This is a genomic window from Acidovorax sp. GW821-FHT11A03 (assembly GCF_058809075.1).
The window spans coordinates 143297-166792 of sequence record NZ_JBXASG010000005.1 but is presented as its reverse complement, the minus strand read 5'-3'; the positions used below and the strand labels follow the sequence as shown (position 1 = coordinate 166792).

Here is a 23496-nt window from a genome sequence, read left to right as displayed (position 1 = left end):
ATGAAGCTCTACACCTTCTTCCGCAGTGGAACGTCCCACCGCCTGCGCATCGCGCTGAACCTGAAAGGCCTTTCGTACGAGCAGGTCGCGGTCGATCTGCGGCGCGAGGAGCATCTGGCGCAGGCCTTCAAGGCGATCAATCCGCAGCAGTTCGTGCCGGTCCTGGAGACGGACGACCGCCTGATGACCCAGTCGCCGGCCATCATCGAATGGCTCGAAGAGCGCCATCCGAGTCCGCCGCTGCTCCCCACCGATGCCGCAGAGCGTGCCCAGGTGCGCGCACTCGCGGCCATCGTGGGCTGCGATATCCACCCGGTCAACAACCGGCGCATCCTGGAAGCCTTGCGCCACCGTTTTGGCGCGGACGAGGCAGCCGTGAACGATTGGTGCGGCACCTGGATCGGCGCGGGCTTCGACGCCATCGAAACACTGCTCGCGAGCGACCGGCGGCGTGGCGACTTCTGCTTTGGCAAGCACCCTACGCTGGCCGATGTCTACCTGGTGCCGCAGGTGGAGAGCGCGCGCCGCTTCAAGGTCGACCTGGCGCGCTGGCCGCGGGTGCAGGCGGTGGACCTGGCCTGCGGGCAACTGGACGCGTTCCGGCAAGCCGCGCCCAGTGCGCAGCCCGATGCGGGCTGAACCTCAGTCGCCCTGCATGTAAAAGGCCTCGGCATGGATGTGGGCCGGCTCCATGCCCTTGCCCAGCGCCACCAGCGTGGTCGTCTCCACCATCGGCGGTGAGCCGCACAGATACGCATGCCAGCCGCGCAGGCTGGCGTGGTCCTGTTCGATGGCCTGGGTCACCAGCCCGCGCCGCTGCGCCGCAGGGTCCGCGCCCGAGGCCACCACCACATGCACCTGCAGCGCAGGATGTGCGTGGCGCAGCTGGTCCAGCCAGGTGAGGCCGTACAGCTCGCGTGGCGAGCGCACCCCGAAGTACAGGTGAATGGGGTTGCGCATGCCGGCGGCCACGGCGCCACGCACCACCGAAAGCACAGGTGCCAGCCCCGTACCTCCCGCCACGCACAGTATCGGCCCGGTGTGCTGCTGGCGCAGATAGGCTGCACCCAACGGCCCGCTGACCTTGACGGCATCCCCTGCCTTCAGTTGATCCACGATGTAGCCGCTGACCCGGCCCCTGGGCATCAGCTGCACGTGGAACTCCAGCAGCTCTTCGCCCGGCAAGCTCGCCATGGAATAGGGACGCACGTGGGCCGGCGTGAAAGCGATCTGCGCGTACTGGCCCGGTGAGAATGCGATCGGCTTGCTAACCTTGAGCAGCAGGCGCCGGATGTCGACCGCCAATGGCTCGATGGCCGCGACAGTGGCCTTGGCCACACGCGCCCGGTGCACCACGGCCTCCTCGGGCGCCGGCACTTCGATCGTGCAGGCCTCGGTCACATAGGTCTGGCAGGCCAGCACGGCACCGTCCATGCCGTCCAGCGGGCGCTGCTGCTCACGCCCCCCATCGAACACCTCGCCATCGAGCACCCGGCAGCGGCAGATACCGCAGCGGCCGGAGAGGCAGGAGTAGGACATCGGAACCTGCGCCGCGCGCAGGGCGTCGAGCAGATTCACGCCCGGTGCGGCACGGATCACGCGGTTAAGCGGCTGAACAAGAATGTCCATGGCGGGCGGGCTGCGAGATCATTCATGCGATTGTGCATAAGAATCATCGGCTGCAATACCATTGCCGCTTCATATCACCCGCACTGATGGAGTGGCGATGGAGTTATCTGACATCGATCTGAACCTGCTGGTCTTGTTTCAGCAACTCATGGTCGAGCGGCGCGTGTCCAAGGTGGCCGACAACATGGGCCTCACCCAGCCTGCCGTCAGCAATGCGCTGGCCAAGCTGCGCCGAATCTTCGGCGACGAGTTGTTCCTGCGCACGTCGGGCGGCATGGTGCCCACGCCCTTTGCCGAACAACTCGGCGAACCGGTCGGATACGCGCTGGGCATGATCCACAGTGGACTGAACCAGCGCATGCAGTTCACGCCGGCCACGCTCAAGCGCACCATCACCATCGGCATGACGGACATTGGAGAGATCGTCTTCCTTCCAGCGCTGCTGGAGCGCCTGGGGCGGGAAGCGCCCGGTGTGACGCTGAATACCGTGCGCAACAACGCGACCAATCTGCGCGACGATATGGAGTCTGGCAAGGTGGACCTGGCCATCGGCCTGCTGCCCCAGCTCAAGGCGGGCTTCTTCCAGCGGCGGCTGTTTCGCCAGCGCTATGTGTGCCTGTTCCGCAAGGGCCACACGCTGGACCGGCCGAAGCTGCTGCTCGCCGACTACAAGGCAGCGGAGCACCTGGTGATCGTCGCCGCGGGCACGGGGCACGGCAAAGTCGACGAGTTGATCCAGAAGGCCGGCATCGACCGCCTTGTGCGGCTGAGCGTGCCGCACTTTGTCAGTGTGGGCCACATCCTGCAAGGCACGGCGCTGGTGGCGACGGTGCCCGAGCTCCTGGCACTCAAGCTGATCGATCCCTTCGGGCTGACATTGCGCACGCACCCGGTCAAGTTGCCCGAGGCACCGATCAGTGTGTTCTGGCATGCCAAGGTGCATCGCGAACCAGTGAACCAGTGGCTGCGTGGCATGGTGTTCGAGTTGTTCGGCGGCGATCGCGCTGATGGCAGCGGGTCGCCGTGACCGCCGACAGTCTGGGGCCGTCCGCAAGCTCGCTCCTGAACCGACGCCGCCATCCAGGCTCCCATCGCAGACAAAAAAAAAGGGGCGCAGACATCCGTCCACGCCCCTCCCGTCTTGCGCTGCCAGGCCATCGATTCCGGCCTATCGCGCTGATTCAATTCACGGCACCAACGCAGCCATCTCCCCCGCAGGCACCACCCCATAGTGGTCCAGCTGCATCGAGTACTGCGCGCGGCCCGAAGACAAGGCGCGCAGGCTGCCGATGTAGCCGAACATCTCTTTCAGCGGTACCTCGGCCTCGACCGTGGCGGCATTGCCGCGCTGGCCCTGGCCGCGCACGATGCCGCGGCGGCGGTTCAGGTCGCCGATGCTGTCGCCCAGGTACTCGGCCGGGGTGATGACCTCCACGGCCATCACGGGCTCCAGCACCTGGGGTGCCGCTTTCGCAAAACCTTCGCGGAAGGCGGCCATGGCCGCCAGCTCGAAGGCCAGCGTGGACGAGTCACGCTCGTGGAAGCTGCCATCCACCAGCGTGGCCGCGAAGTCCACGGCGGGGAAGCCCGCCACCACGCCCGTGAGGGCGGCGCGGCGGATGCCGGCCTCCACCCCAGGGATGAACTCGCGCGGCACGGCGCCGCCGACGATGCGGTTGTCAAAGCGGATGCCTTCGCCCCTTGGCAGGGGTTCGAGCAGCAACCTCACCTCGGCGAACTGGCCGGGGCCGCCCGATTGCTTCTTGTGCACATGGTGTACCTCCACACTCTTCGAAATGGTTTCGCGGTAGGCCACCTGGGGACGGCCGACCGACACGTTGACGCCGTGGCGTGCGCGCAGCTTCTCGATCGAGACCTCGAGCTGCAGCTCGCCCATGCCGGACAGAATGGTCTGGCCGGATTCGGCATCGTGCTGCAGGCGCAGGCTCGGGTCTTCGCGCAACAGGGACTGCAGGGCCTTGGACAGGCCTTGCTGGTCCGCGCTCGCCTTGGGCTCGATGGCCACGTGGATCACCGGCTCGGGCACGCTGATCTGCTCCAGCACCACGGGGTGGGCCGGGTCGCTCAGCGTGTGCCCCGTCAGCGTGTCCTTGAGGCCCACGACGGCGGCGATGTCGCCCGCCACCAGCTCGTCGCGCTCGATGTGCTTGTCGGCATGCACTTCGTACAGGCGCGACACGCGCTCGGTCTTGCCCGTGCTGGTGTTGAGCACCACGTCGCCCCGGCCCAGACGGCCGCTGTACACGCGCACGAACACCTTGGCGCCGTGGTCGTCGGTGACGACCTTGAACGCCAGGGCCTTGAACGGGTCCGCAGCGGTCTCGCCGCCTTCGCGCACGATGTCGTCCGGAGAGGGCAAGTAGTCCACCACGGCGTCGAGCAAAGGCTCCACGCCGCGGTTCTTGAAGGCCGAGCCGGCCAGCGCGGGCACGAAGGTGCCTGCCAGCACGCCCTTGCGGAGGGCGGCATGCAGCACGTCCACAGCGACCTCTTCGCCGTTCACGTAGGCCTGCAGCGCGGCTTCGTCCTGCTCCACGGCGGCCTCTACCAGGCGGGCGCGTGCGCGCACGGCTTGCTCGAGCAGCTCGGCGGGCACGTCGGCTTCGCGGTAGGGCGCACTCGCGTCGTCCTTGTCCCAGATGCGGGCGCGCAGGCTCAGCAAGTCCACCACGCCGCGGAAGTCGCCTTCCGCACCGATGGGGATCTGCAGCGGCACCACGCGCACGCCCAGGCGTTCTTCCATCATGGCCACCACGCGGTGGAAGTCGGCTCCCACGCGGTCGAGCTTGTTGATGAACGCGATGCGCGGCACACGGTATTTGTCGGCCAGGCGCCAGTTGGTCTCGGTCTGTGGCTCCACGCCGGCCACGCCGTCGAACACAACGACTGCGCCATCGAGCACGCGCAGCGAGCGGTTCACCTCGATGTTGAAGTCAATGTGCCCGGGCGTGTCGATCAGGTTGAGCTGCGTGCCCTTCCAGTGCACGGTGACGGCCGCGCTGTTGATGGTGATGCCGCGCTGTTGCTCCTGCGGATCGAAGTCCATGTGCGCCGTGCCGTCGTGCACTTCGCCGATGCGGTGGCTTTCGCCCGTGTAGAACAGGATGCGTTCGGTGGTCGTGGTCTTGCCCGCGTCGACGTGGGCGATGACGCCGAGGTTGCGCAGATGGGCATTGCTGGTGTTGCGTGAATTTCTCATGGCGAATCTTTCAATCTCTTGCGGCTGCGCCCGGCTCTGCGAGCAGCTGCCGCCTGGTTGGCTATCTGCCAGCCCAGGCGAGATGGATTCGCCTTCAGGCTAGCGTTGAATCGGTGTTGTGCTGTCGCCGAAGCCCGGGCGCACGGAACTCAAGCTCCGGCGGCCGGGAATCGTGGCAATCAACTTGTCGTAGGTACGCATAGATTGGGTGGTGAGAAAGTCTGAAAAAAACAAAAAACCCCGGAGGTGGAGCCTGCCGGGGTTTTATGGACCGGAAGGCGCACAGCCCTCCGACACGCGATCGAGGGGCGCAACTAGGGGGCGAACGATGCCTTGATCACGTTGGTGAGATTTTTCATAACAGCGAATTATCCTCCTCGCACAAAAAGCTTGCAAGCGACCTGGCTGCCTGCCTGCGCCTGCCGCCTCCGGCTCGGGCAAAGAACTGGCTGTTGCCTGGCCGCACGGCGTTCGAAACCTGCACACGGCAGGGCCGAATCGACGTTGCAGGCACAGCGGGCGGCAGGACGGCGCAACTGAATCGTGCGTGCATGCCTGTCGCTGCATCGAAGGTGGATGACCACTGTAGGCCACACAGCGACTGCCGTCACGCGCGATTTTCCAACGGAAGGGTGCCATCGGCGACAACAGTCACTGCCTGGTCAAAACTCGGCGATGAACGGCCAGCAGGGGCATGGGCAGCACACCTCATTCTCCTGTGCGCCGCCACACCAGCCCCAGCGCCTTGACTTTCTGCCAGGCACTGGCGCGTTCGTCTGAAAGCACGTCCAGAAAGTCCGACAGGCGTTTGGACTTGACCATGGTGTAAACCGTCAGCAAGGTGGTCAAGGCAAACACGACGGCAAAAATCCCCAGCTTGCGGCCCGGGGGAGCATCGGCCTCGGCCAGCAAATTCATGCCCAGGAAGCCCGTGGTCACGGTGCCGATCAGGCCAAAGATGGTCACGACCGTCAGCCTGACGACGGTGTTGGCCTGGCGGCGCAGGCTGTCCGCGTCCAGGTACTGGTTCATTTCGCCAATGCGCTCCTTGACCTCCGTGTACAGCGGGTCCAGCCCGAGGTGGTTGGCGCACATGCGGAACAGGGCACGCACCTGCGCCTGTTCGGACACCTCGTGGAACCAGTAGCGGTGCGTGAAGCGCAGAAAGCCGGCAAAGCTGTCACGGATCGTGCGCTTGAAGCGGCGCACGCTGGCGGCGTCGGCAATGTCCAGGTTTTTCAGTGCCTCGGCCAGCCGGTCCGAGAACATCAGCAGCGCCGCTTTCTGAAAATGCGCGATCAGGAACAACAAGAAATGCTGGTGCCGGAACTGCGCCAGCACCCCCCGGTCGCGGCAGACAAAAAACGGGCTGTGGGCATCGCCCAGCACCAGCAGCGAATGGCCGCTGCAAAGATACCGCGTGTTGGGAGCCGCGCCACTGTGGCTCCAGAATCGGTCGTAACAAAACCGGTTTTCGAAGTCGGCCAGATGCTCTTCGGCGTAGGGCAGGCTGGCGTCGTCGCTGGAGGTGGCCGCCCCGGTCACCAGGCCGAGGCGAACGAAGTCGCTGCGGCTCAGTGCGCGCGGGTTGTCCAACGCCAGAAAGGCCAGTTGCGGCATGCGGTAGTACTCGATCTGGCGGTAGCGCAGAGGCCCACTGCGCTCGGAATGGTCGCTCACCAGGGGCTCCAGCAGCCAGGCCCAGTGGGCCGCGATGCGCGGAGCACGGTGGCTGCTGACATGGGCCATGAAGAGGTCACGCTGGTTGGCATCGGACTGGGCCAGCACCTGCCCGGCGGCGTCCAGCCACTCGGCGCTGTACAGGCAGTGCTGCGCATGGCCGTTGGCGTCCCAGCCGGCGGGGTAGCCGCGGCCAAAGCGGTACAGCAGCTCCTGTGCCTGGGCCAGCGCCAGGTCGCGGGCACTGACCTCGACATTGAGCAGCACCAGATCCAGGTCGAGGAAAAAGTAAAGGTCCACATGGACGATGTCGAGCGTGATCGGTGGCGCACCGGGGTGCAGCACCGCCCGCACGGCGCTGACGTCGCTGCGCCGGAACACCCGCATCGGTGAACCTGCGGCGCTGCTGCCTTTCTGGCTACGCCCCTCGCCGTACAGGAAGCGCTGCACGTAGGGCAAGAAGGTCACGAACTCGTTGTAGTGGCGCTCGTGAAAACGATCGCTGTCGCCCGTGAATTCATCCACCACCTCGCGCCAGGGCGAGGCCTCGCCCATGTCCGCCAGCACCTGCCAGGGCTTGGCGTGCCGCCCCTCGGAACCCCGCACCGGCATCAGGCGCAGGGGCCACAACAGGACCTGGCGCAACTCCCGCACGCAGGCGGGATGGGACTCGGTTGACATGCAGTGGCCTTTCGTCTGGTTCGTGATGCCGAGCAACACACTTGCGGCGTGGGCACCGTGCGCCGAGTGGCGGTTCATTCAGCCGTCACGGCGTGGGCGCCAGCGCCCATGTCACGTGGTGCAGCCAGGAAATCAATCCCGGATTTCCTCGCGACCTGCCGAAAACCGGGCTTCGGAAACCATGCTAACCAAAACAGCGGAGGATGGGTCCACCGCATCGGCGATCGGCCCATTTCCGAGCAGGCCCGCCGTCCGTAAGAAAGCCGCCAAATGTTCCCGCGTCGAACTACCCAGGCGCCACCGCGTCAGGTTGCAAACGAGACGCGCTGCCACGCTGCGCAGTGGATGTGAATCGGCGTTCCACCTGCAGCAGGAAGTGCGAGAGCAAAGTGGAATACAGCTTGTCGCCCAATGCTGCATCTTCCATGCCAACATCGAGATTGGGGTTGTCGTTGATCTCGATGACATAGACACCAGAGGCCGTGGCCTTGATGTCCACCCCATAAAATCCATTGCCAACCAGGCGCGCGGAGTTGACGGCTGCCGCCAGCACCTCTGTGGGCACATCTTGCAGCGGTACGCCCTGCACCCGCCCCTCCGTGTACTTGCCATTTGCTGTGTGCTGCAGTATCTGCCAGTGCCCATTGCACATGAAGTACTTCGCCGCGAAGACCGCTTGCCCCGCCAGAACCCCGACGCGCCAGTCAAAGTCTGTGTACATGTACTCCTGCAGCAGGATGATTTCCGATTCCCTGAGCATGCCTTTCGCAATGTCCTGGAGATGCTCAAAGCTCTCCGCCTTCTTGACACTGCGGCTGAACGCACCATCCGGTACTTTCACCACCACGGGGTAGTCCAGCGTGTGCTCCATGCCGGCCAGCGTGCGCCGGCTGGCCATGCGCGTCACCGGTGTGGCAATGGCATGCTCGCGCAGAAGCTCCGCCAAAAAGGCTTTGTTCGTGCAGCGCAGGATGGACACGGGGTCGTCTATGACCGGCATGCCCTCGGCGACAGCCTTTCTCGCAAACTGAAAGGTATGGTGCGTCACCGCGGTGGTTTCCCGAATGAACAGCGCATCGAACTGGGTCAGGCGGGAGAAGTCCTTCTTCTCGATAAGCTCCACCGCAATTCCCATGTCCTGCCCCACATCAACCAACTTCTTGAGCGTCCTGAGACTGGACGGAGGAAGCGGGTCATCCGGATCGTGCAGGACCGCGAGGTCCATCCGGGGCAGGGGCATGGCGACCATGGGGCGCCAGCTGCGCCGCGTGTACTGGCGGAGCGCTCGAACAAAGACCTCATCGCGCGCAGGCTCGACATCGCGAAGGTCCAACGCCTGTATTCCGCCGAGCTGCCAGTTTGCGGACTGCTCCTGCCGTTCGAGGGTGATCTCCATCAATGGACAACGGAACAGTTCAAAGCTCTTTCGAGCCAGCGGCGCCAGCACGGGGTCCTCCATGACCCCGAAGAACACATGCAAGGTCAGCGTATTCACGGAGCCGGGGATTTCCTTCAGCGGACCGACCAGTCTATTGAGCTGCACGAACGCTTCATCAGGCTGCATTCGCTTGCGCTGAAGGCTGAGTATGGTGTCCACGCTGGGGGTGACCCGGTCGCCACGCGCCTCCGCCAGCAGGGAGCAGTAGTAGCCCATGCTGAGATAGCCATAAGTCCGGCAAAGGTTCGTGACCTTGCGAAAACGCCCCCGGGCATCCGGCTCCTCCGCGACGAATTGATCGGCGGTGATGACTCTGATCTCGGGCTCGCTCCATCGAAAGTCTGCGAGCTTCTCCACCACGATCACATGTTCTGAAGACAATTTATTTCTTTCCGGAGATGACGACCGCGGCAGTGCGCCTGCGGCGCCCGTACTTGGCGATCTTCTTGAATTCACCAAAGCTGATGGACACTCCGCCGTCCGGGTCACTGGAACGCGCCATAGGGTCCAGAAGGCGAAAAACCGCGCCGTCAAAGCCGGTGATTACCACCCAATGTGGCGTTTTCTCCCGGTGAAGCCGCCACAGACTGATGAGGACAATGGGCAGGCTTCCCATGCGCAATTGCTCAATCACGCTTTCGGGAGAGACGGGCCGGGCATGGACAGGAACGCGGTGAGCCTCCAGTTCCAACCGGAAGTCGTTTTCCACCAGCTGGATGACGTCTTTCTTGAGAGGGTCGCGCACACTGTCCATGAAGAGTGATGCGCCAGCCGCTGCATAGACCGACACGTCAAAGCCGCGGCGCAATGCCGCATGCGCAAGTCCGAAAGGACCACACCCACCATGGCCCGCCGCCATAAAGACCGTTGTGGCCTCACGCCATAGGCGGATTTCGGCGGCTTGATTGACAGGGATGGACGGGTCCACGGCAGACATGGCCATCAGCAATGCGCAGGGCCCACAGGTGAAATCCAGCGTCTGGGCGTAGTGCCGCACCCGAGAGGCGTTCCCTTCTCGCGCCCGCGCGTCGTCGAAGAGATCCTTCTGAAAGCACAAAGCGGCTTCGCCATCGCCGTAGTAGGCAAGCTTGCGACCCATCCCCACGAATCCATGGCGAAGGAACAGGCGGTGTGCGCAGACATTGGAAGTCCTGCTCTCCAGCCTCAAAACCGCGCACCCGGCTTCTCGCGCGTCCCTGATCGCCGCGACCAAAAGTTCACCGGCCATGCCGGAACCCCGTGCGGCAGACGCCACAGCGATCGAGTACAGGCGAGCTACAGAGGATCCCTTGCGGCGCAATACCACGCAGGCCCCCTCCAAGACTTCGCTCGATCTGCACACGAGAACGCGGGCCGACGGGCTGGCCAGCATGCGTTGCCAACTTCTGAACGAGATTCTGTCGTTCTCGAAAGCCGCGCGCTCCAGCCGATCCAGCGCGGCCAGATCGCCACGGTTCGCCGGCTCCACCTTGCTCCGATGGGCAGACGGCTTCATCGAAGACCGCGCCCGGATTTGCGCGCCCCCCGGTCAGATAGCTTCAACGCCATCCACGCGACGCCGATCGGAACCAACAGTACCAGCAGCGCCAGCGACACATGCACCCAGTCATCCATGGATTGACCTTCCGGGATCGCAACGCCTGCGATCCGACAGCCACGCTCCCATGGATGGGGCCCACTGGATGCGGAGCGATGTCAATGGCACGGGAATTCCTCAGCACCAGCGACTTTCACCACGCGGCCAAACTCGGCGTGCGGCAACACGCGCATCACGCAGCACACGGTGTGCAATACATCCTTGCGTTGCACAAGCAAGCTGAGACTTGCCCGCTCGCGGGGCCTGTCCAGACACATTCGGTACCCCCGCAACCGGGCGCCCAGAGCCGAATGAAGTGTCTTTCGCAAATCCTGTGCGTCAGTGCATGAAGCGACCAGGGGCAGCGCCACCAGAGAGGCCGGGCCGTCGCACTCCCCGGGGAAGGGCAGCATGGCCACCCGGTGCAGGCTGATCCCTGCATATGTTTGCAGCATGTCTTTCACCACGGGGGCCACCTTCAAAAAAAGGGGGCAGTGGCATCTGTTGAACATGCACCCAGTCTAGAAAGACTGGTGTAAATCGTTCGTAAAAACTGGGGGGCCAACCGTCAATTCGTTGTCAAATTCCGCGGCCACATCACGCAATGGGGGAAACGCGCCAGGCGCACCGCTGCAGCCCTGGAGTTCATCGCTTGTGGAGTCACACCGCGAGTCGGTACCCCACTCCCGATTCGGTCAGCAGGTGACGAGGCTGCGCCGGATCTGCCTCGAGCTTCTGCCTGAGATGCCCCATGTAGATGCGCAGGTAGTGGCTCTGGTCCGACCGCATCGGCCCCCACACTTCGCGGAGCAGCTGTTTCTGGGTGATGACCCTTCCCGAATTGGCGACCAGCACCGACAGCATGCGGTACTCGGTCGGCGTCAGGTGGACTTCAACCCCGCCCTTGCGTACCAGCCGAGCGCTGCGGTCCACCTCCACGTCGCCAAAATGAAAAGCTGGCTCCACCCCATCCACGGTGAGCCCATTTCCTGTCGCCGCACGCGGACGGCGAAGATTGGCACGCACGCGCGCCAGAAGCTCCCCCGTACCAAAGGGCTTGGTGAGATAGTCATCCGCTCCAGCGTCGAGTGCGGAGACCTTGTCGGCCTCATCGGTGCGCGCAGACAGGACGATGATCGGCACGGCGGACCAGCCCCGCACGTCGCGGATCAGGTCAATGCCATCGCCGTCAGGCAATCCCAGGTCCAGCACCAGCAGATCGGGCTGGCGGGTACCCGCCGCAGACAGTCCTTCGCGCACCGTCGCGGCTTCATGAACCTGCCATCCTTCTGCTTCGAGCGCACTGCGAACGAAGCGCCGGATCTGCGGCTCATCCTCAACCACCAGCACGGTACGTATTTGCATCGTATCCCGGGGCGGCAACGCCCCGCTCCATATCTTCCAAATCGGGATCGGGGGGAGGCTCTCGGCGCGGGAGCGTGATGGTGAATTCCGCCCCGCCCCCGGTTGCGCTGGCAGCGGAGATCGTTCCGCCGTGCGCGTGCACCACCGCCTTGCAGATCGCCAACCCCAGGCCCACGCCCGGTGTCGCCGATTCAGCCTGTCCCCGGGTGAATTTCTCGAACAGCAGGTGTTCCTTGCCACGCACAGAGGGTGGCAGGCCAGGCCCGTGGTCCGTCACGGTCAACACCAGACTCCCTTCTGTCGCAAACGCCTTGATGACAACGGGCGGTGCGCCGTACTTGGCGGCATTCTCAAGCAAATTCACCAGCACGCGCTCAATGAGGACGGGATCGAACTCCACCAGCGGCAAATGGGCGGGGATTTCCGTGCGAACGGTCAACTCCTTCAGCGCGGGCTTGGCGGCGCGTATCGAGGCGCCCACGACTTCCTCGACCGACTGCCAATCACGCCGCAAGTGGACACTTTGTCCCGAAACATCACTTTCCAGCCTGGCCATGTCCAGCAGGTTGCTGACCAGCGCGTTGAGCTGGTGCGCCTGATGCACGATGGCTTGTGCCACGGCATCGTGCTCCTCCGTCGGCAACCCCTTGAGCGATTCGGCCAGCGTGATCAGCGCCGTCAGCGGTGTTCTCACATCATGGGAGACAGCGCCCAGCAAGGCATTGCGCAGCCGCTCGGACTCCATGTCCACCACCGCCTTTTGCGCGATGTGGACGTAGTGCACACGTTCGAGCGCGATGGCGATCTGCCGGGCCAGGGTATCGAGTTGCTGAGCCTGCTCCGGAATCAGCAGCCACCTTGGGTGCGCGGGCTCCAGCGCCAGCACACCGCGCACCCTCATGGGCGCCTTGAGGGGGACATAGCGCCATGCCTGCGCCGCCAGGGTGCTCGTGGCCAGCCCCGCGCTCTGTCCTTGCCGCAAGGTCCAGTCGGCCACACTTTTGTCAAATTCCTGGGGCAGATCATCGGGGTAGTGAAGGCGGTCCGACGCGTCCAATGCAACCACCACCGCCCTGCCGCCAAAATGCCCCTGCACAGCCGCCGCGCCGATCTCGATGACCTGGCTCGTCTCCAGGGCCGCCGACAGCTCGCGCGCAAGCTCGAACAGCGATTGGGCCCGGCGCTCCCGGCTGTTGGACACTCCGGCCGCGAACCTGAGGCCGGCTGTGAGCTGTCCCACCAGAAGTCCCACCCCGAGCATCACGGCAAAAGTGACCACGTACTGCACGTCGCTGACCGCGAAAGACAGCCGCGGTGATACGAAGAAGAAATCGAAGGCCAGCACATTGAGCAGTGCGGCCATCGCCGCAGGCACGCGCCCGAATCGCATGGCGACCCCGACAACGCCGACCAGGTACAGCATCACGATGTTGGTCAACTCCAGGACGCCGTGCAACAGAGTCGCCATCAACGTGACCGCAATGCTGGCACCGAGCGCCCAGAGGAAGCCCTGCCAGCGCGGGTGTGCGGCCTCGTCGGTTTCCCTGGCCTCAACGCCGACTTTGTGGCTCCAGAGTGCCTGCGGCAACCGCCTCGAACTACCCGCGCGCGCCGTTTCCACGATATCAAGCGAGGGGGCAAGTCCCGCGATTTCCCGGCCCACCTCCCTGGTCGAAGGCCACTTCTGCCACCAGCGCCGCGGCGCAGGACGACCCAGGACCAGGGTGGCGCAATTGAGGTGAAGCGCCTGTGCAGCCAGGGCCGGCGCAACGTGGTCGCCCGTCAGCACCGCCGTCTCGGCGCCCAGCTCCTGCGCCAGTTGCAGCACGGCCAGAATCCTGTCGCGCTGCGGTGCGTCCAGCCTCTGCAGGCGCGGTGTCTCCACGTATGCGGCATGCCACTTCACATTGAGCTGCCCTGCCAGGCGCGCGGCCGCGCGCACGGTCTGCGCGGCATCTTCGTTCGGCCCGACACACGCCAGTATGCTGCCCGAGGTGTTCCAGGCGGCAGACACGCGCTCGCCGGGAGTGCCTGACTGTTCGATCCGCCATCCCAGGACGTCGTCCTCCACATGCTCAGCGGTGCGGCGCAGTGCGATTTCGCGCAGGGCAATCAGGTTGCCCTTGCGGAAGAAGCTCTGGGCCGCACGCTCAGCCTGCTGGGGGACATACACCTTCCCTGCACTCAGGCGGGATATCAGTTCATCGGGGGTGGCGTCGACAAGCACCACTTCGTCCGCGTCGTCCAGCACGGTGTCGGGCACCGTCTCATGGACCCTGATCCCCGTGATCGCACCCACGGTCCCATTGAGGCTCTCCAGATGCTGGACATTGAGCGCAGTCCACACATCGATGCCCGCGGCGAGCAGTTCCTGGACATCCTGCCAGCGCTTGGCATGGCGGGATCCCTGCACGTTGGAGTGGGCAAGCTCATCCACCAGGAGGATGGCCGGCTTGCGTGCAAGGGCCGCGTCCAGGTCAAATTCAAGGAGCAGCCGGCCACGGTACTCCACCTCCTTGAGGGGCAATGCATCCAATCCCGCGAGCAAGGCCGCCGTCTCGGCTCTGCCATGGGTTTCCACCACCCCGATCAGAACGTCGCGGCCAGCACCACGCTCCCGCTGCGCCGCACTGAGCATGGCCCAGGTCTTGCCCACCCCTGCATTGGCGCCGAAGTAGATGCGCAGCTTGCCGCGCGTGGTCTGCGCCTCCTGCGCGCGCAGTTGCGCGATCAACGCATCGGGGTCTGGGCGCTGCATGTCAGCCATGGCGTGCCTGGCTCCAAGCGGGCCCCATGGGCAAGAATGACAAAAGGCGGGATGCGCTGCTACCGTGCATCATTCAAGGCAAGATTCAGTGCCAGTACGTTCACCCTGAGTTCGCCAAGCAGGCCCAGGATCGGCTTTTCGGTGAGCTTGTCGACAAGGGCATTCACGCTCGCCACGGGGACGTGGCGGGCCCGCGCCACGCGGGCGGCTTGGTACTGTGCCGCCGCGACGCTGATATGCGGATCCAGACCGCTGGCGGACGCCGTCACCAGGTCCACGGGCACCGGCGCCAGATTGCCGGGGTCGGCCGCGCGCAATGCCTCCACGCGGGCCTTGACCGCATCGTTCAACGCCGGATTGAGGGGCCCCTGGTTGGAGCCGCCCGACGCCGTCGCGTTGTAGGGCATGGGCGCCGTGGCCGACGGACGCCCCCAGAAATGCGCGGGTTCCGTGAAATTCTGGCCGATCGACGAAGAGCCAACGGCCTGGCCATTGCGCTGCAAAAGGCTTCCCGCAGCCTCGTGGGGGAAAACGGCCTGCGCCGCTCCGGTAACGGCCAAGGGGTACAGCAAGCCCGTCAGCGCGCTGAGGGCTACAAACACGACAAGTGCTGGGCGAAGAATGTTTTTCATGGAAGGTTCCTCAAATCAGCCCTACGGCCACCAGTATCCAGTCAATCAGCTTGATGCCGACAAACGGCACGATCAAACCTCCGAGGCCATAGATCGCGAGGTTGCGGCGCAGCAGGGCCGCCGCCCCCACAGGGCGATACCGCACCCCTCGCAATGCCAGGGGGATCAGGAAGACGATCACCAGCGCATTGAAGATCACGGCCGACAAGATGGCAGACGACGGGCTCGCCAGCTGCATGACGTTGAGCGCGGAAAGCTGCGGATAGGTCGACACGAAAATGGCCGGAATGATGGCGAAATACTTCGCCACGTCGTTCGCTATCGAGAACGTCGTGAGAGAGCCTCGCGTCATCAAGAGCGCCTTGCCAGTCTCAACGACCTCCAGGAGTTTTGTCGGGTTGGAGTCCAGGTCGACCATGTTGCCAGCTTCCTTGGCGGCTTGCGTTCCGCTCCCCATCGCCACGGCGACATCGGCCTGCGCCAATGCCGGCGCATCGTTGGTGCCGTCACCGGTCATCGCCACCAGTCGTCCTTCCGACTGGTACTTGCGGATCAGCGCCAGTTTGTCCTCCGGGGTCGCCTCCGCCAGGAAGTCATCGACCCCGGCCTCCGCGGCGATGAAGGCTGCCGTGAGTTTGTTGTCACCCGTGATCATGACGGTGCGGATGCCCATGCGGCGCAACTCGGCGAAGCGCTCCTTGATGCCGACCTTCACGACATCCTTGAGTTCCACAACACCGAGCACCTGACGCCCTTCCGTCACCACCAGGGGGGTGCTTCCCCGGTACGCCACCTGGTCGGCGGCGGCCGCCACTTCGTGTGGCATGGCGCCCCCCAGCGCTTCCACATGCCGCGCAATGGCTTGCACGGCTCCCTTGCGCAGCATGGTTGCGGGCTGCCCGGACGCTTCGACGGCAGGGAGGTCGACACCGCTCATCCGCGTCTGCGCAGTGAAAGGCACAAGCAGCACGCCCTGCGGATTCTCGTCGGGGGTGCCCGAACGGCGGGCCAGCTCGACGATGCTGCGCCCTTCAGGCGTCTCGTCCGCAAGCGATGCCAGCAAGGCTGCGCGGGCCAGGCGGCCAGGTGAAACCCCTGGAGCAGGCAGGAACGCACTGGCTTGGCGATTCCCGTGGGTAATGGTCCCGGTCTTGTCCAGCAGGAGCACATCGACATCTCCTGCGGCCTCCACGGCCCGCCCCGAGGTCGCAATCACGTTGGCCTGCATCATCCGGCTCATGCCAGCCACGCCAACGGCCGACAGCAGTCCACCGATAGTGGTCGGGATGAGGCACACCAGCAGGGCCACCAGGGCCGTCAGAGAGACGACAGTCCCAGCCGCTGACGCCTGCACGCTGAAGATCGAAAAAGGCAGCAGGGTGACGGTGACCACCAGGAACACAATCGTCAATGCCACCAACAAGATCGTCAAGGCGACCTCATTGGGCGTCTTTTGCCGCTTGGCGGCCTCCACCATTCCAATCATCCGGTCCAGGAAAGACTCGCCTGGATTCACGGACACGCGCACCACGAGCCAATCGGAAAGCACGCGGGTGCCGCCCGTCACGGCGGAGAAGTCCCCACCGGACTCGCGAACCACCGGCGCAGATTCGCCGGTGATGGCACTTTCGTCGACAGAGGCTACGCCCTCGATCACTTCACCATCCAGCGGAATCACATCGCCCGCCTCCACCAGCACCACGTCGCCGCGGCGCAAGTTGGTGGCCTGCTCCGGCAGGAACGCGGAACCATGGACCGGCTCCTTGAGTTTCTTGGCCCAGGTTTCCTTGCGCAATCCACGCAAGGAGGCTGCCTGGGCCTTGCTGCGGCCTTCGGCCAACGCTTCGGCGAAGTTGGCGAACAGCACCGTAAACCAGAGCCAGACGGTGATGGCCAGCACGAAGCCCGGGCGCATGCTCGCATCCGCCGGTGCGTTGAGGGCATGCAGCCACAGCAGCGTGGTGAAGATGCTGCCGATGTACACGATGAACATCACCGGGTTGCGCCATTGAACCAGCGGGCTGAGCTTGGCCAGCGCCCCCCAAAACGCTGTCCGGATCAGGACAGGATCCAGCAGAGAAGTAGAAGTATTCTTTTTAGTCATCGGCAAACCTCACTTGGCCCAGAGCATCAGGTGCTCGACCATCGGACCCAAAGCCAGGGCAGGCACGTAGTTGAGAAGCCCCACCAGAAGCACGGTCCCCACGAGAAGAACCACGAACAGCGGCCCATGGGTGGGCATGGTGCCTGCCGTCACCGGCAGGCGCTTCTTCGCGGCCAGCGAACCAGCGATGGCCAGGACGGGCACGATCACTCCAAAGCGGCCAAACCACATTGCCAGCCCCAGCAGTACGTTATAGAACGGCGTATTGGCAGACAGCCCCGCAAACGCGCTGCCGTTGTTGTTGGCGGCGGATGTCAATGCATAGAGGATTTCGGAGAACCCATGGGCGCCAGGGTTGGCAACGCCGGCCTGTCCTGCGCCCGCACTCACGGCAACCGCGGTACCCACGAGCACCAGGATCGGCGTGACCAGAATGGCGACCGATGTGAGCTTCATTTCGCGCACCTCGATCTTCTTGCCCAAATACTCGGGCGTCCGGCCGATCATGAGACCCGCCATGAACACGGCAAGGATGGCGAATACCAGCATGCCATAGAGGCCGGTGCCCACGCCACCAAACACGACCTCGCCCAGTTGCATGAGAACCAGAGGCACCATGCCTCCCAGAGGCGTAAACGAGTCATGCATCGCGTTCACGGCGCCACATGAGGCAGCGGTGGTCACGGCCGCGAAAAGCGCTGACGCGGTGATTCCGAACCGCACTTCCTTGCCCTCCATGTTCCCGCCCGATTGCAGGGTGCTGACGGATTGGTCCACCCCCAGCGCACTCCATTGCGGATTGCCGGCCTGTTCCGCCGCGACAACGGCCACGACGGCCACGACGAACATCACCGTCATCGCCGCCAGGATCGCGACGCCCTGGCGCTGGTCGCCAACAACACGGCCAAATGCGAAGCACAAGGCTGCGGGAATCAGAAAGATCGCCAGCATTTGCACGAAGTTCGTCAAGGCGGTGGGGTTCTCATAGGGATGGGCGGAGTTGGCGTTGAAGAACCCACCGCCGTTCGTGCCGAGCATCTTGATCGCCTCCTGCGAGGCCACCGGTCCCATGGCCAGAGTCTGGGTCTTGCTGGTCCTGCCCTCCATGACCGGTGCTCCGTCGGCACCTGTCACGGGCTGGCCTGCACCATCCAGCTTGGGCACTTCATAGGCCGTCTGCTCCAGGGTTGCGACCTCCTTGTAGGCGTCAAAATTCTGGATGACGCCCTGCCCGACCAGAACGAGCGCGATTACAAAGGAGGCCGGCACAAGCACCCAAGCCGTGATCCGGGTGACGTCGGTCCAGAAGTTTCCGACATATCCCTGTCCGTCGGTGCGCCGGGCCGCAAAGCCGCGGGCCAACGCGAACGCCACGGCGATACCGGTGGCAGCTGACAAGAAGTTCTGAACGGAAAGGCCAAGCATCTGCGTGAGATAGCTCATCGTGGATTCACCCGCGTAGCCCTGCCAGTTGGTATTGGCAACAAAACTGATGGCAGTGTTGAACGACGAGTCGCCGGATACCGCCCCCATTCCCTGGGGATTGAGCGGCAGCAGGTGCTGCAGGCGCTGCAGGCCATACACCGCCAATGCACCGATGGCATTGAACGCCAACAGTGCCAGCGCATAGCCGTGCCAGTGCATCGACTGATCGGGAGCCACCCCGGCCATCTTGTAGAGCGGTTTTTCGGCCACATGCATCCACCGAGGCAACCGGCCCTCACACAGGGCGGCCAGCCATTTGCCCAACGGCCATGCCAGGACGCCAAGCGCAATCAGAAAGAGCCCGAGCAGGCTCCAGGCAGAGGTTTCCATGTCAGAACTCCTCCGCGCAGATCAGCGCGAACACGAGATAGGCCAGCAAGGCAATGGCCACAAGCGCGCCAAAGCCATAAAGCACTTCGAGGCCGATCATGCGCGCTCACCCTTGGCCGGGCCGAATTTGCCCAGCAAAACCACGGCCTCGGCCATGGCCACCCACAGAGCCGCCAATGCGGCTATCCAGATCATGTCCATCGACAACTCCTGCATCAAAACGTGTGTTTGATTCTCAGGATGTCGCTGTAAAAAGTGTGCACAGACTGGGGAGGTCGCCGTAAAAACGGCGTAAAAATGCGACCCTTGCGAGGGCCACCGATCTACCGGCGCCTGGCTGCTGGAACCCGCGCGCCGGACGGCTCCGCACCTGCTATCTAGAGCCAGCCCGCCTTGCGAAAGCGATAGTAGAGATAGCAACAGGTGGTGGCGATGAGGGCGATCGCAGCCGCGTATCCGTAGCGCCACTTGAGCTCCGGCATGTGCTCGAAATTCATGCCCCAGATTCCCGCGAACGCCGTGCACACGGCAAACAGACTGGCCCACGCAGCCAGGCGCTTGACGACCTCGCCATCCTCGATGGTGACCATGGACAGATTGACATGGATTGCCGTCCCGATCGTGTCGCGAATGGAGTCGATGGAGGTGTTGATCCGGCCAAGGTGGTCCACCACATCGCGGAAATACTCCTGAGAGCCAGCACAGATTTGCGGCACCCGGCCACCGTGCAGCTTGGCCGCACCTTCCAGCAACGGGGCAACGGCGTGCTTGAGCAGGGTAAGGCGCTGCTTGAGTTCATAGAGCCGCCGGATACTGGTCCGCGCGACACCCTTGGTGAATATCTGTTGCTCGATCGTTTCAAGCTCCACCTCGAGGGCATCGATGATCGGGAAGTAGCGATCGACCACCGCGTCCATCAGCGCATACAGCACAAATCCCGGCCCGCTGCGCAAGAGTTCAGGCTCTCTCTCACAACGCTCCCGCACATCCCAGAAGCCTCGCTCACTGCGGTTGCGCACCGACACCACATAGTTACTGCCCACGAACACATTGAGTTCGCCCAGCCTCGTGACGGTCTCGTGGTCGCCACCCGACTCCAGGAGATGAAGAACCACAAAAAGAGAAGGCCCGTATTCCTCGACTTTGGGCCGCTGATGGCCATGGCGGGCATCTTCCACCGCCAGGGGATGCAGGCCGAACTCCTTTTGCAACTCGTCAAGTTCTTCCGGGGTGGCGTCATGCAATGCCACCCACACGAAGCACCCGGGGAGCGATATGTGCTCACGGATCTCACGGACAGGAATGTCGGCGAGCTTGGTGCCATCCTCATACACGACGCAGTTGATCAACATCACAGCACCTCACGCAACACTGGATGCCGGCGATGTTGCCAGCGCGTCACGGTGTGTGGTTGGCGATTCGTGGCGTCCGTCGGCGCTCGGCAACATTTACGGCTTTGCCCGCATTCTTTACGAACTTTATATGCACGTTTTCCTACGCTTGCACCTTCGTTTGTTTCCGCAGGATTTCCTCCATGGCCTTCTCATGCTCCAAAGTGCTCGCCACTGCGCTCTTCGCCACCCTTCCCGTGCTGGCCAGCGCCCAGCTCACCGGCAACGTCAGCCTGACCACCAACTACAAGTTCCGCGGCCAGGACCAGGACACCTCCAAGGCCAGGGCCGTCAAGCCGGCGCTGCAAGGCGGCTTTGACTATGCCTTTGGTGAATCCGGCTTCTATGTGGGCAACTGGAACTCCAGCGTGGACTGGCTGTCGGGCAACTCGCTCGAATCCGACGTGTACGGGGGCTACAAGTTCAAGGCCGGCGACGCGGACCTGGACCTGGGCGTGCTGACCTACATCTACCCCGGCAACAGCAACGGCAACACCACCGAAGTCTATGGCGCGGCCACGTTCGGCCCCCTGACCGCCCGGTACTCGCACACACTGTCCAAGGACTACTTCGCCTACGCCGGCCCCGGCTTCAAGGGCCGCAACACCGGCTACCTGAACCTGGCGTTCGCGCACGAAGTGGCCCCCAAGATCACGCTGAAGGCATCCGTGGGTTTCACCCGCTTTGGTGGCGACATCACGGCCCCCAACTTCATGGACTACAGCGTGGGCGGTGCCTACGATTTCGGCTCGGGTGTGTCGCTGGGCGCTGCGGTGGCGGGCGCCAGCAAGAAAGAATTCTTCGGCCCCGTCAACAAGTCGCGCGTGATCGTCACGCTCACCAAAGTGCTTTGACTTCCTGAGCGGCATCGCGGCCCAGCGCCTGCCGTTGCCGCGGACGGACAGTACCGGCGAGGACCCACCGCCGCGCCACAAGCGGTCCTCGCCGGTGCTTTCGAAAGTCAGGCCACGCTGAAAAGCGCCATTCCTGCAGCGGGCCTGTCCCCCGTATCAGAACGACACGGTCGCAGACACTTTGAAGGTGCGCGGTGCGCCTGGCATCACGAAGCCGTCGCCGAAGATGCCGATCCAGTACTTCTTGTCGGCCACGTTTTCCACGCTGGCGTTGAAGCGCACGGGCATGCTGCCGAACCTGGTGGCGTAGCTGGCATTCAGGTCCAGGCGGTTCCAGGAGGGCACGCGCAGCTTGTTGCCCGAATCCGCCCACTGCGAGCTGGTATGGACCACGCGGCCGCCCACCTTCAGACCTTGCACGGGCGTTTGCCAATCCAGGCCGATGCGCGCGCGCAGCTCAGGCGTGCCGTAGGTATCGCGGCCGGTGTTGCGCTGCTCGGATTCGATGTGGGTAACGCCGCCCAGCAGCGACAGGTCCTTGGTCAACATGCCGTACATGCTCCACTCCAGGCCGCGCAGCCGCTGCTCGCCGTCATCGACCATGCGGTTGGCACTGTTGGTGACGAAGGAGGGGCGCTTGATCTCATAGGCGCTGACGGTGTGCGTGAGCGCACCCGTCTGCAGCTTCACGCCCAGTTCGAACTGCTTGGTCTGCTTCGGTGGCAGGGCCTCACCCGTGTTGGCGTAGCCCACTCCAACAATCTGGCCGGGCTCCAGGCCTTCGGTGTAATTGCCAAAGAGCGAGAGGGAATCCCCCCAGGGCCGTACCACGGCGGCGAGCATGGGGGAGAAACGGCTTTCGCTGTATTTTTGCAGCGGCATCTTCACGGTCTGGTGGCGCCCGCCCACTGTCAGCAGCACGGTTTCATGGGCAAAGGCCATGGTGTCGGCGACGGCCAGCGAGCGGTAGTCGTTCACGGTGGTGTAGCCGGTCCACTTGGGCGCTGCGGGAAAGGTGGGCGCCACGGGGTTGTACATGTTGGTGGTGTAGCAGTAGTTGCAGGCGGTGTTGACCGTGCCTTCCTTGTGCTTGAGGATATTGGCCGAAAGCTGCAGGCGGTGCTTGACGCTGCCGGTGTCGAACTTGCCGATCACGCCCGTCTCGGCCGTGCGGCGCTCGGATTCGGTGTGGACGTTGTAGATCGCGCCGCGCGTGGTGCCGTCCGCGCCGGTGACGAAGGCGCGCGTGCCGAACAGCAGGCCGTTGCCCTCGGCCTCGGAGCCACCTATCGCGAAGTACCCTTGCCAGTCGGGCGTGAAGTCGACCTCGGCGCGGGCCAGCGCGCCGCTGTTGTCGTACTGCCCGTGCGTGCCGCGGAACATGTTGGTGTCGCCCTCGGGCGGCGCCAGCAGGCGGCCCACGCCGGGGATCTGGGCGTTGCCCAGAAAGTTGAACATGCCCGGGCTGCCGCCCTCGATCTTGGTGACGCTGCTGTACACGTCCAGCGAGAAGCGCGCGCGGTCGCCCAGGTAGTCCAGCGCCAGAGCCCCCACGCGGCGGGTCTGGTCCTCTTCCTTGGCGCCCATCTCGCCGCTGCCATAGACGCCGTTGAAGCGGATACCCAGGCGCTTTTCATCGCCGAAGCGCTTGCCCACGTCGGCATGGCCCTGCAGGTATGAATGCGTGGCGTAGGTCATCGTCAGGTCGGCGATGGGCTGCGCCAGTGCGCGCTTGGTGACCATGTTGACGGTGCCGGCCACGCTGTTGTTGGGCGGCATGCCCGAGAGCAGCACGTTCGGGCCGCGCAGCACCTCGATGCGTTCGAACATCTCCACCGGCACCGCATTGGCCGGGGCGATGCCGTACAGGCCGTTGGTGGCGATGTCCATCGCGCTCATGTCCAGGCCGCGCAGGTTGAAGTTCTGCAGCAGGTGGTTCTTGTTGGTGATGAAGACGACCGACGAGTCGTTCTCCAGCACGTCCTGCAGCGTGAGGGCCGACCAGTCCTCGGCCAGCTCGCGCGTGTAGGCGTTGACATGCACGGGCGCCTCCAGGATGGACGTGGCGCCCAGGATGCCCAGGCGCGCGCCCGATGCGGCCTTGTGGCCGGGCGCACGGGTCGGCAGGTCTTCACGTTCGTACTTGCTGCGCACATTGACTTGCTCCAGCGTGGCGGCGGCCATGCCGCCGTCCGCGGTCTGCCCTGCGACGGAGGCGCTGAAAGCCAGCAGCGCCAGAGCGATGGGAGTAAGCCGGCCGGTGCGGCCAAAGGATGCTTTGTTGGACATTGCTTCTTGCCGTTATTTGATACGAATGAAAATAATTCTCATTATATTTCATGTT

Annotated in this window: 18 protein-coding genes; 3 read left to right on the top strand and 15 right to left on the bottom strand. The window is 64.1% G+C overall.

Translation table 11 applies throughout. From position 1 onward, the window contains the following. A complete protein-coding gene (gene maiA / locus AC1RVY_RS13980) occupies positions 1 to 639 on the top strand; it encodes a maleylacetoacetate isomerase (RefSeq protein WP_218296177.1) in 639 nt (212 codons plus the stop codon). A gap of 3 nt (positions 640 to 642) precedes the next feature. Here maiA and AC1RVY_RS13975 read toward each other — a convergent pair whose 3' ends face one another. Next, positions 643 to 1629 carry a 2Fe-2S iron-sulfur cluster-binding protein gene (locus AC1RVY_RS13975; protein ID WP_492806878.1) on the bottom strand — a complete coding sequence of 329 codons (987 nt, stop codon included), beginning with the start codon at positions 1627 to 1629 and terminating at the stop codon, positions 643 to 645. 97 nt (positions 1630 to 1726) lie between these two features. On the opposite strand from AC1RVY_RS13975, the gene AC1RVY_RS13970 reads away from it, so the two are divergent. Then, positions 1727 to 2656, top strand: a complete 930-nt coding sequence (locus AC1RVY_RS13970) for a LysR family transcriptional regulator (protein ID WP_492806877.1) — start codon at positions 1727 to 1729, stop codon at positions 2654 to 2656. Between the two features lie 159 nt (positions 2657 to 2815). Here the strand turns inward: AC1RVY_RS13970 and fusA are convergent, their stop codons facing one another. From fusA to AC1RVY_RS13905, 13 genes are all read right to left on the bottom strand, one after another. Beyond that, the gene (gene fusA, locus AC1RVY_RS13965; RefSeq protein WP_492806876.1) at positions 2816 to 4849 is read right to left on the bottom strand and encodes an elongation factor G; all 2034 of its coding nucleotides are present in this window, start codon (positions 4847 to 4849) and stop codon (positions 2816 to 2818) included. A 708-nt stretch (positions 4850 to 5557) separates the two neighbouring features. Further along, the gene (locus AC1RVY_RS13960; protein ID WP_492806875.1) at positions 5558 to 7210 is read right to left on the bottom strand and encodes a hypothetical protein; all 1653 of its coding nucleotides are present in this window, start codon (positions 7208 to 7210) and stop codon (positions 5558 to 5560) included. Between the two features lie 286 nt (positions 7211 to 7496). After that, positions 7497 to 9029, bottom strand: a complete 1533-nt coding sequence (locus AC1RVY_RS13955; protein WP_218339781.1) for a RimK family ATP-grasp domain-containing protein — start codon at positions 9027 to 9029, stop codon at positions 7497 to 7499. A gap of 1 nt (position 9030) precedes the next feature. After that, positions 9031 to 10143, bottom strand: coding sequence for a GNAT family N-acetyltransferase/peptidase C39 family protein (locus AC1RVY_RS13950; RefSeq protein ID WP_492806874.1), 1113 nt, complete (start codon positions 10141 to 10143; stop codon positions 9031 to 9033). After that, on the bottom strand, positions 10140 to 10262 hold the full coding sequence (locus AC1RVY_RS13945) for a hypothetical protein (RefSeq protein WP_255591048.1): 123 nt from the start codon (positions 10260 to 10262) through the stop codon (positions 10140 to 10142). The genes AC1RVY_RS13950 and AC1RVY_RS13945 overlap by 4 nt, the downstream gene beginning before the upstream one ends. Before the next feature lie 81 nt (positions 10263 to 10343). Continuing rightward, positions 10344 to 10688, bottom strand: coding sequence for a hypothetical protein (locus tag AC1RVY_RS13940; RefSeq protein ID WP_492806873.1), 345 nt, complete (start codon positions 10686 to 10688; stop codon positions 10344 to 10346). A gap of 196 nt (positions 10689 to 10884) precedes the next feature. Then, on the bottom strand, positions 10885 to 11589 hold the full coding sequence (gene kdpE / locus AC1RVY_RS13935) for a two-component system response regulator KdpE (RefSeq protein WP_255591049.1): 705 nt from the start codon (positions 11587 to 11589) through the stop codon (positions 10885 to 10887). Continuing rightward, the gene (locus AC1RVY_RS13930; protein WP_492806872.1) at positions 11561 to 14356 is read right to left on the bottom strand and encodes a DUF4118 domain-containing protein; all 2796 of its coding nucleotides are present in this window, start codon (positions 14354 to 14356) and stop codon (positions 11561 to 11563) included. The genes kdpE and AC1RVY_RS13930 overlap by 29 nt, the downstream gene beginning before the upstream one ends. A gap of 59 nt (positions 14357 to 14415) precedes the next feature. After that, positions 14416 to 14988 (bottom strand): potassium-transporting ATPase subunit KdpC, encoded by a 573-nt coding sequence (gene kdpC / locus AC1RVY_RS13925; protein WP_492806871.1) that lies wholly within the window; start codon positions 14986 to 14988, stop codon positions 14416 to 14418. 10 nt (positions 14989 to 14998) lie between these two features. Continuing rightward, on the bottom strand, positions 14999 to 17092 hold the full coding sequence (kdpB, locus tag AC1RVY_RS13920) for a potassium-transporting ATPase subunit KdpB (protein WP_218339786.1): 2094 nt from the start codon (positions 17090 to 17092) through the stop codon (positions 14999 to 15001). A 9-nt stretch (positions 17093 to 17101) separates the two neighbouring features. Beyond that, a complete protein-coding gene (gene kdpA, locus AC1RVY_RS13915) occupies positions 17102 to 18907 on the bottom strand; it encodes a potassium-transporting ATPase subunit KdpA (RefSeq protein WP_492806870.1) in 1806 nt (601 codons plus the stop codon). A 1-nt stretch (position 18908) separates the two neighbouring features. Then, a complete protein-coding gene (kdpF, locus tag AC1RVY_RS13910) occupies positions 18909 to 19007 on the bottom strand; it encodes a K(+)-transporting ATPase subunit F (RefSeq protein ID WP_218296189.1) in 99 nt (32 codons plus the stop codon). Between the two features lie 277 nt (positions 19008 to 19284). Then, positions 19285 to 20259 carry a magnesium and cobalt transport protein CorA gene (locus tag AC1RVY_RS13905; RefSeq protein WP_218296190.1) on the bottom strand — a complete coding sequence of 325 codons (975 nt, stop codon included), beginning with the start codon at positions 20257 to 20259 and terminating at the stop codon, positions 19285 to 19287. Between the two features lie 182 nt (positions 20260 to 20441). Between AC1RVY_RS13905 and AC1RVY_RS13900 the strand changes: the two genes are divergently transcribed. After that, positions 20442 to 21152 carry a TorF family putative porin gene (locus AC1RVY_RS13900; protein ID WP_369643413.1) on the top strand — a complete coding sequence of 237 codons (711 nt, stop codon included), beginning with the start codon at positions 20442 to 20444 and terminating at the stop codon, positions 21150 to 21152. Between the two features lie 156 nt (positions 21153 to 21308). Here AC1RVY_RS13900 and AC1RVY_RS13895 read toward each other — a convergent pair whose 3' ends face one another. Continuing rightward, positions 21309 to 23441 carry a TonB-dependent receptor gene (locus tag AC1RVY_RS13895; protein WP_492806869.1) on the bottom strand — a complete coding sequence of 711 codons (2133 nt, stop codon included), beginning with the start codon at positions 23439 to 23441 and terminating at the stop codon, positions 21309 to 21311. Positions 23442 to 23496 lie beyond the last annotated feature (55 nt).

Coding starts and splice junctions, on each gene's coding strand:
- AC1RVY_RS13895 (WP_492806869.1), bottom strand. CDS start 23,441: ATGTCCAACAAAGCATCCTTTGGCCGCACCGGCCGGCTTACTCCCATC.
- maiA (WP_218296177.1), top strand. CDS start 1: ATGAAGCTCTACACCTTCTTCCGCAGTGGAACGTCCCACCGCCTGCGC.
- AC1RVY_RS13960 (WP_492806875.1), bottom strand. CDS start 7,210: ATGTCAACCGAGTCCCATCCCGCCTGCGTGCGGGAGTTGCGCCAGGTC.
- kdpC (WP_492806871.1), bottom strand. CDS start 14,988: ATGAAAAACATTCTTCGCCCAGCACTTGTCGTGTTTGTAGCCCTCAGC.
- AC1RVY_RS13905 (WP_218296190.1), bottom strand. CDS start 20,259: ATGTTGATCAACTGCGTCGTGTATGAGGATGGCACCAAGCTCGCCGAC.
- AC1RVY_RS13950 (WP_492806874.1), bottom strand. CDS start 10,143: ATGAAGCCGTCTGCCCATCGGAGCAAGGTGGAGCCGGCGAACCGTGGC.
- kdpF (WP_218296189.1), bottom strand. CDS start 19,007: ATGATCGGCCTCGAAGTGCTTTATGGCTTTGGCGCGCTTGTGGCCATT.
- kdpA (WP_492806870.1), bottom strand. CDS start 18,907: ATGGAAACCTCTGCCTGGAGCCTGCTCGGGCTCTTTCTGATTGCGCTT.
- AC1RVY_RS13975 (WP_492806878.1), bottom strand. CDS start 1,629: ATGGACATTCTTGTTCAGCCGCTTAACCGCGTGATCCGTGCCGCACCG.
- fusA (WP_492806876.1), bottom strand. CDS start 4,849: ATGAGAAATTCACGCAACACCAGCAATGCCCATCTGCGCAACCTCGGC.
- kdpB (WP_218339786.1), bottom strand. CDS start 17,092: ATGACTAAAAAGAATACTTCTACTTCTCTGCTGGATCCTGTCCTGATC.
- AC1RVY_RS13970 (WP_492806877.1), top strand. CDS start 1,727: ATGGAGTTATCTGACATCGATCTGAACCTGCTGGTCTTGTTTCAGCAA.
- AC1RVY_RS13900 (WP_369643413.1), top strand. CDS start 20,442: ATGGCCTTCTCATGCTCCAAAGTGCTCGCCACTGCGCTCTTCGCCACC.
- AC1RVY_RS13945 (WP_255591048.1), bottom strand. CDS start 10,262: ATGGATGACTGGGTGCATGTGTCGCTGGCGCTGCTGGTACTGTTGGTT.
- kdpE (WP_255591049.1), bottom strand. CDS start 11,589: ATGCAAATACGTACCGTGCTGGTGGTTGAGGATGAGCCGCAGATCCGG.
- AC1RVY_RS13930 (WP_492806872.1), bottom strand. CDS start 14,356: ATGGCTGACATGCAGCGCCCAGACCCCGATGCGTTGATCGCGCAACTG.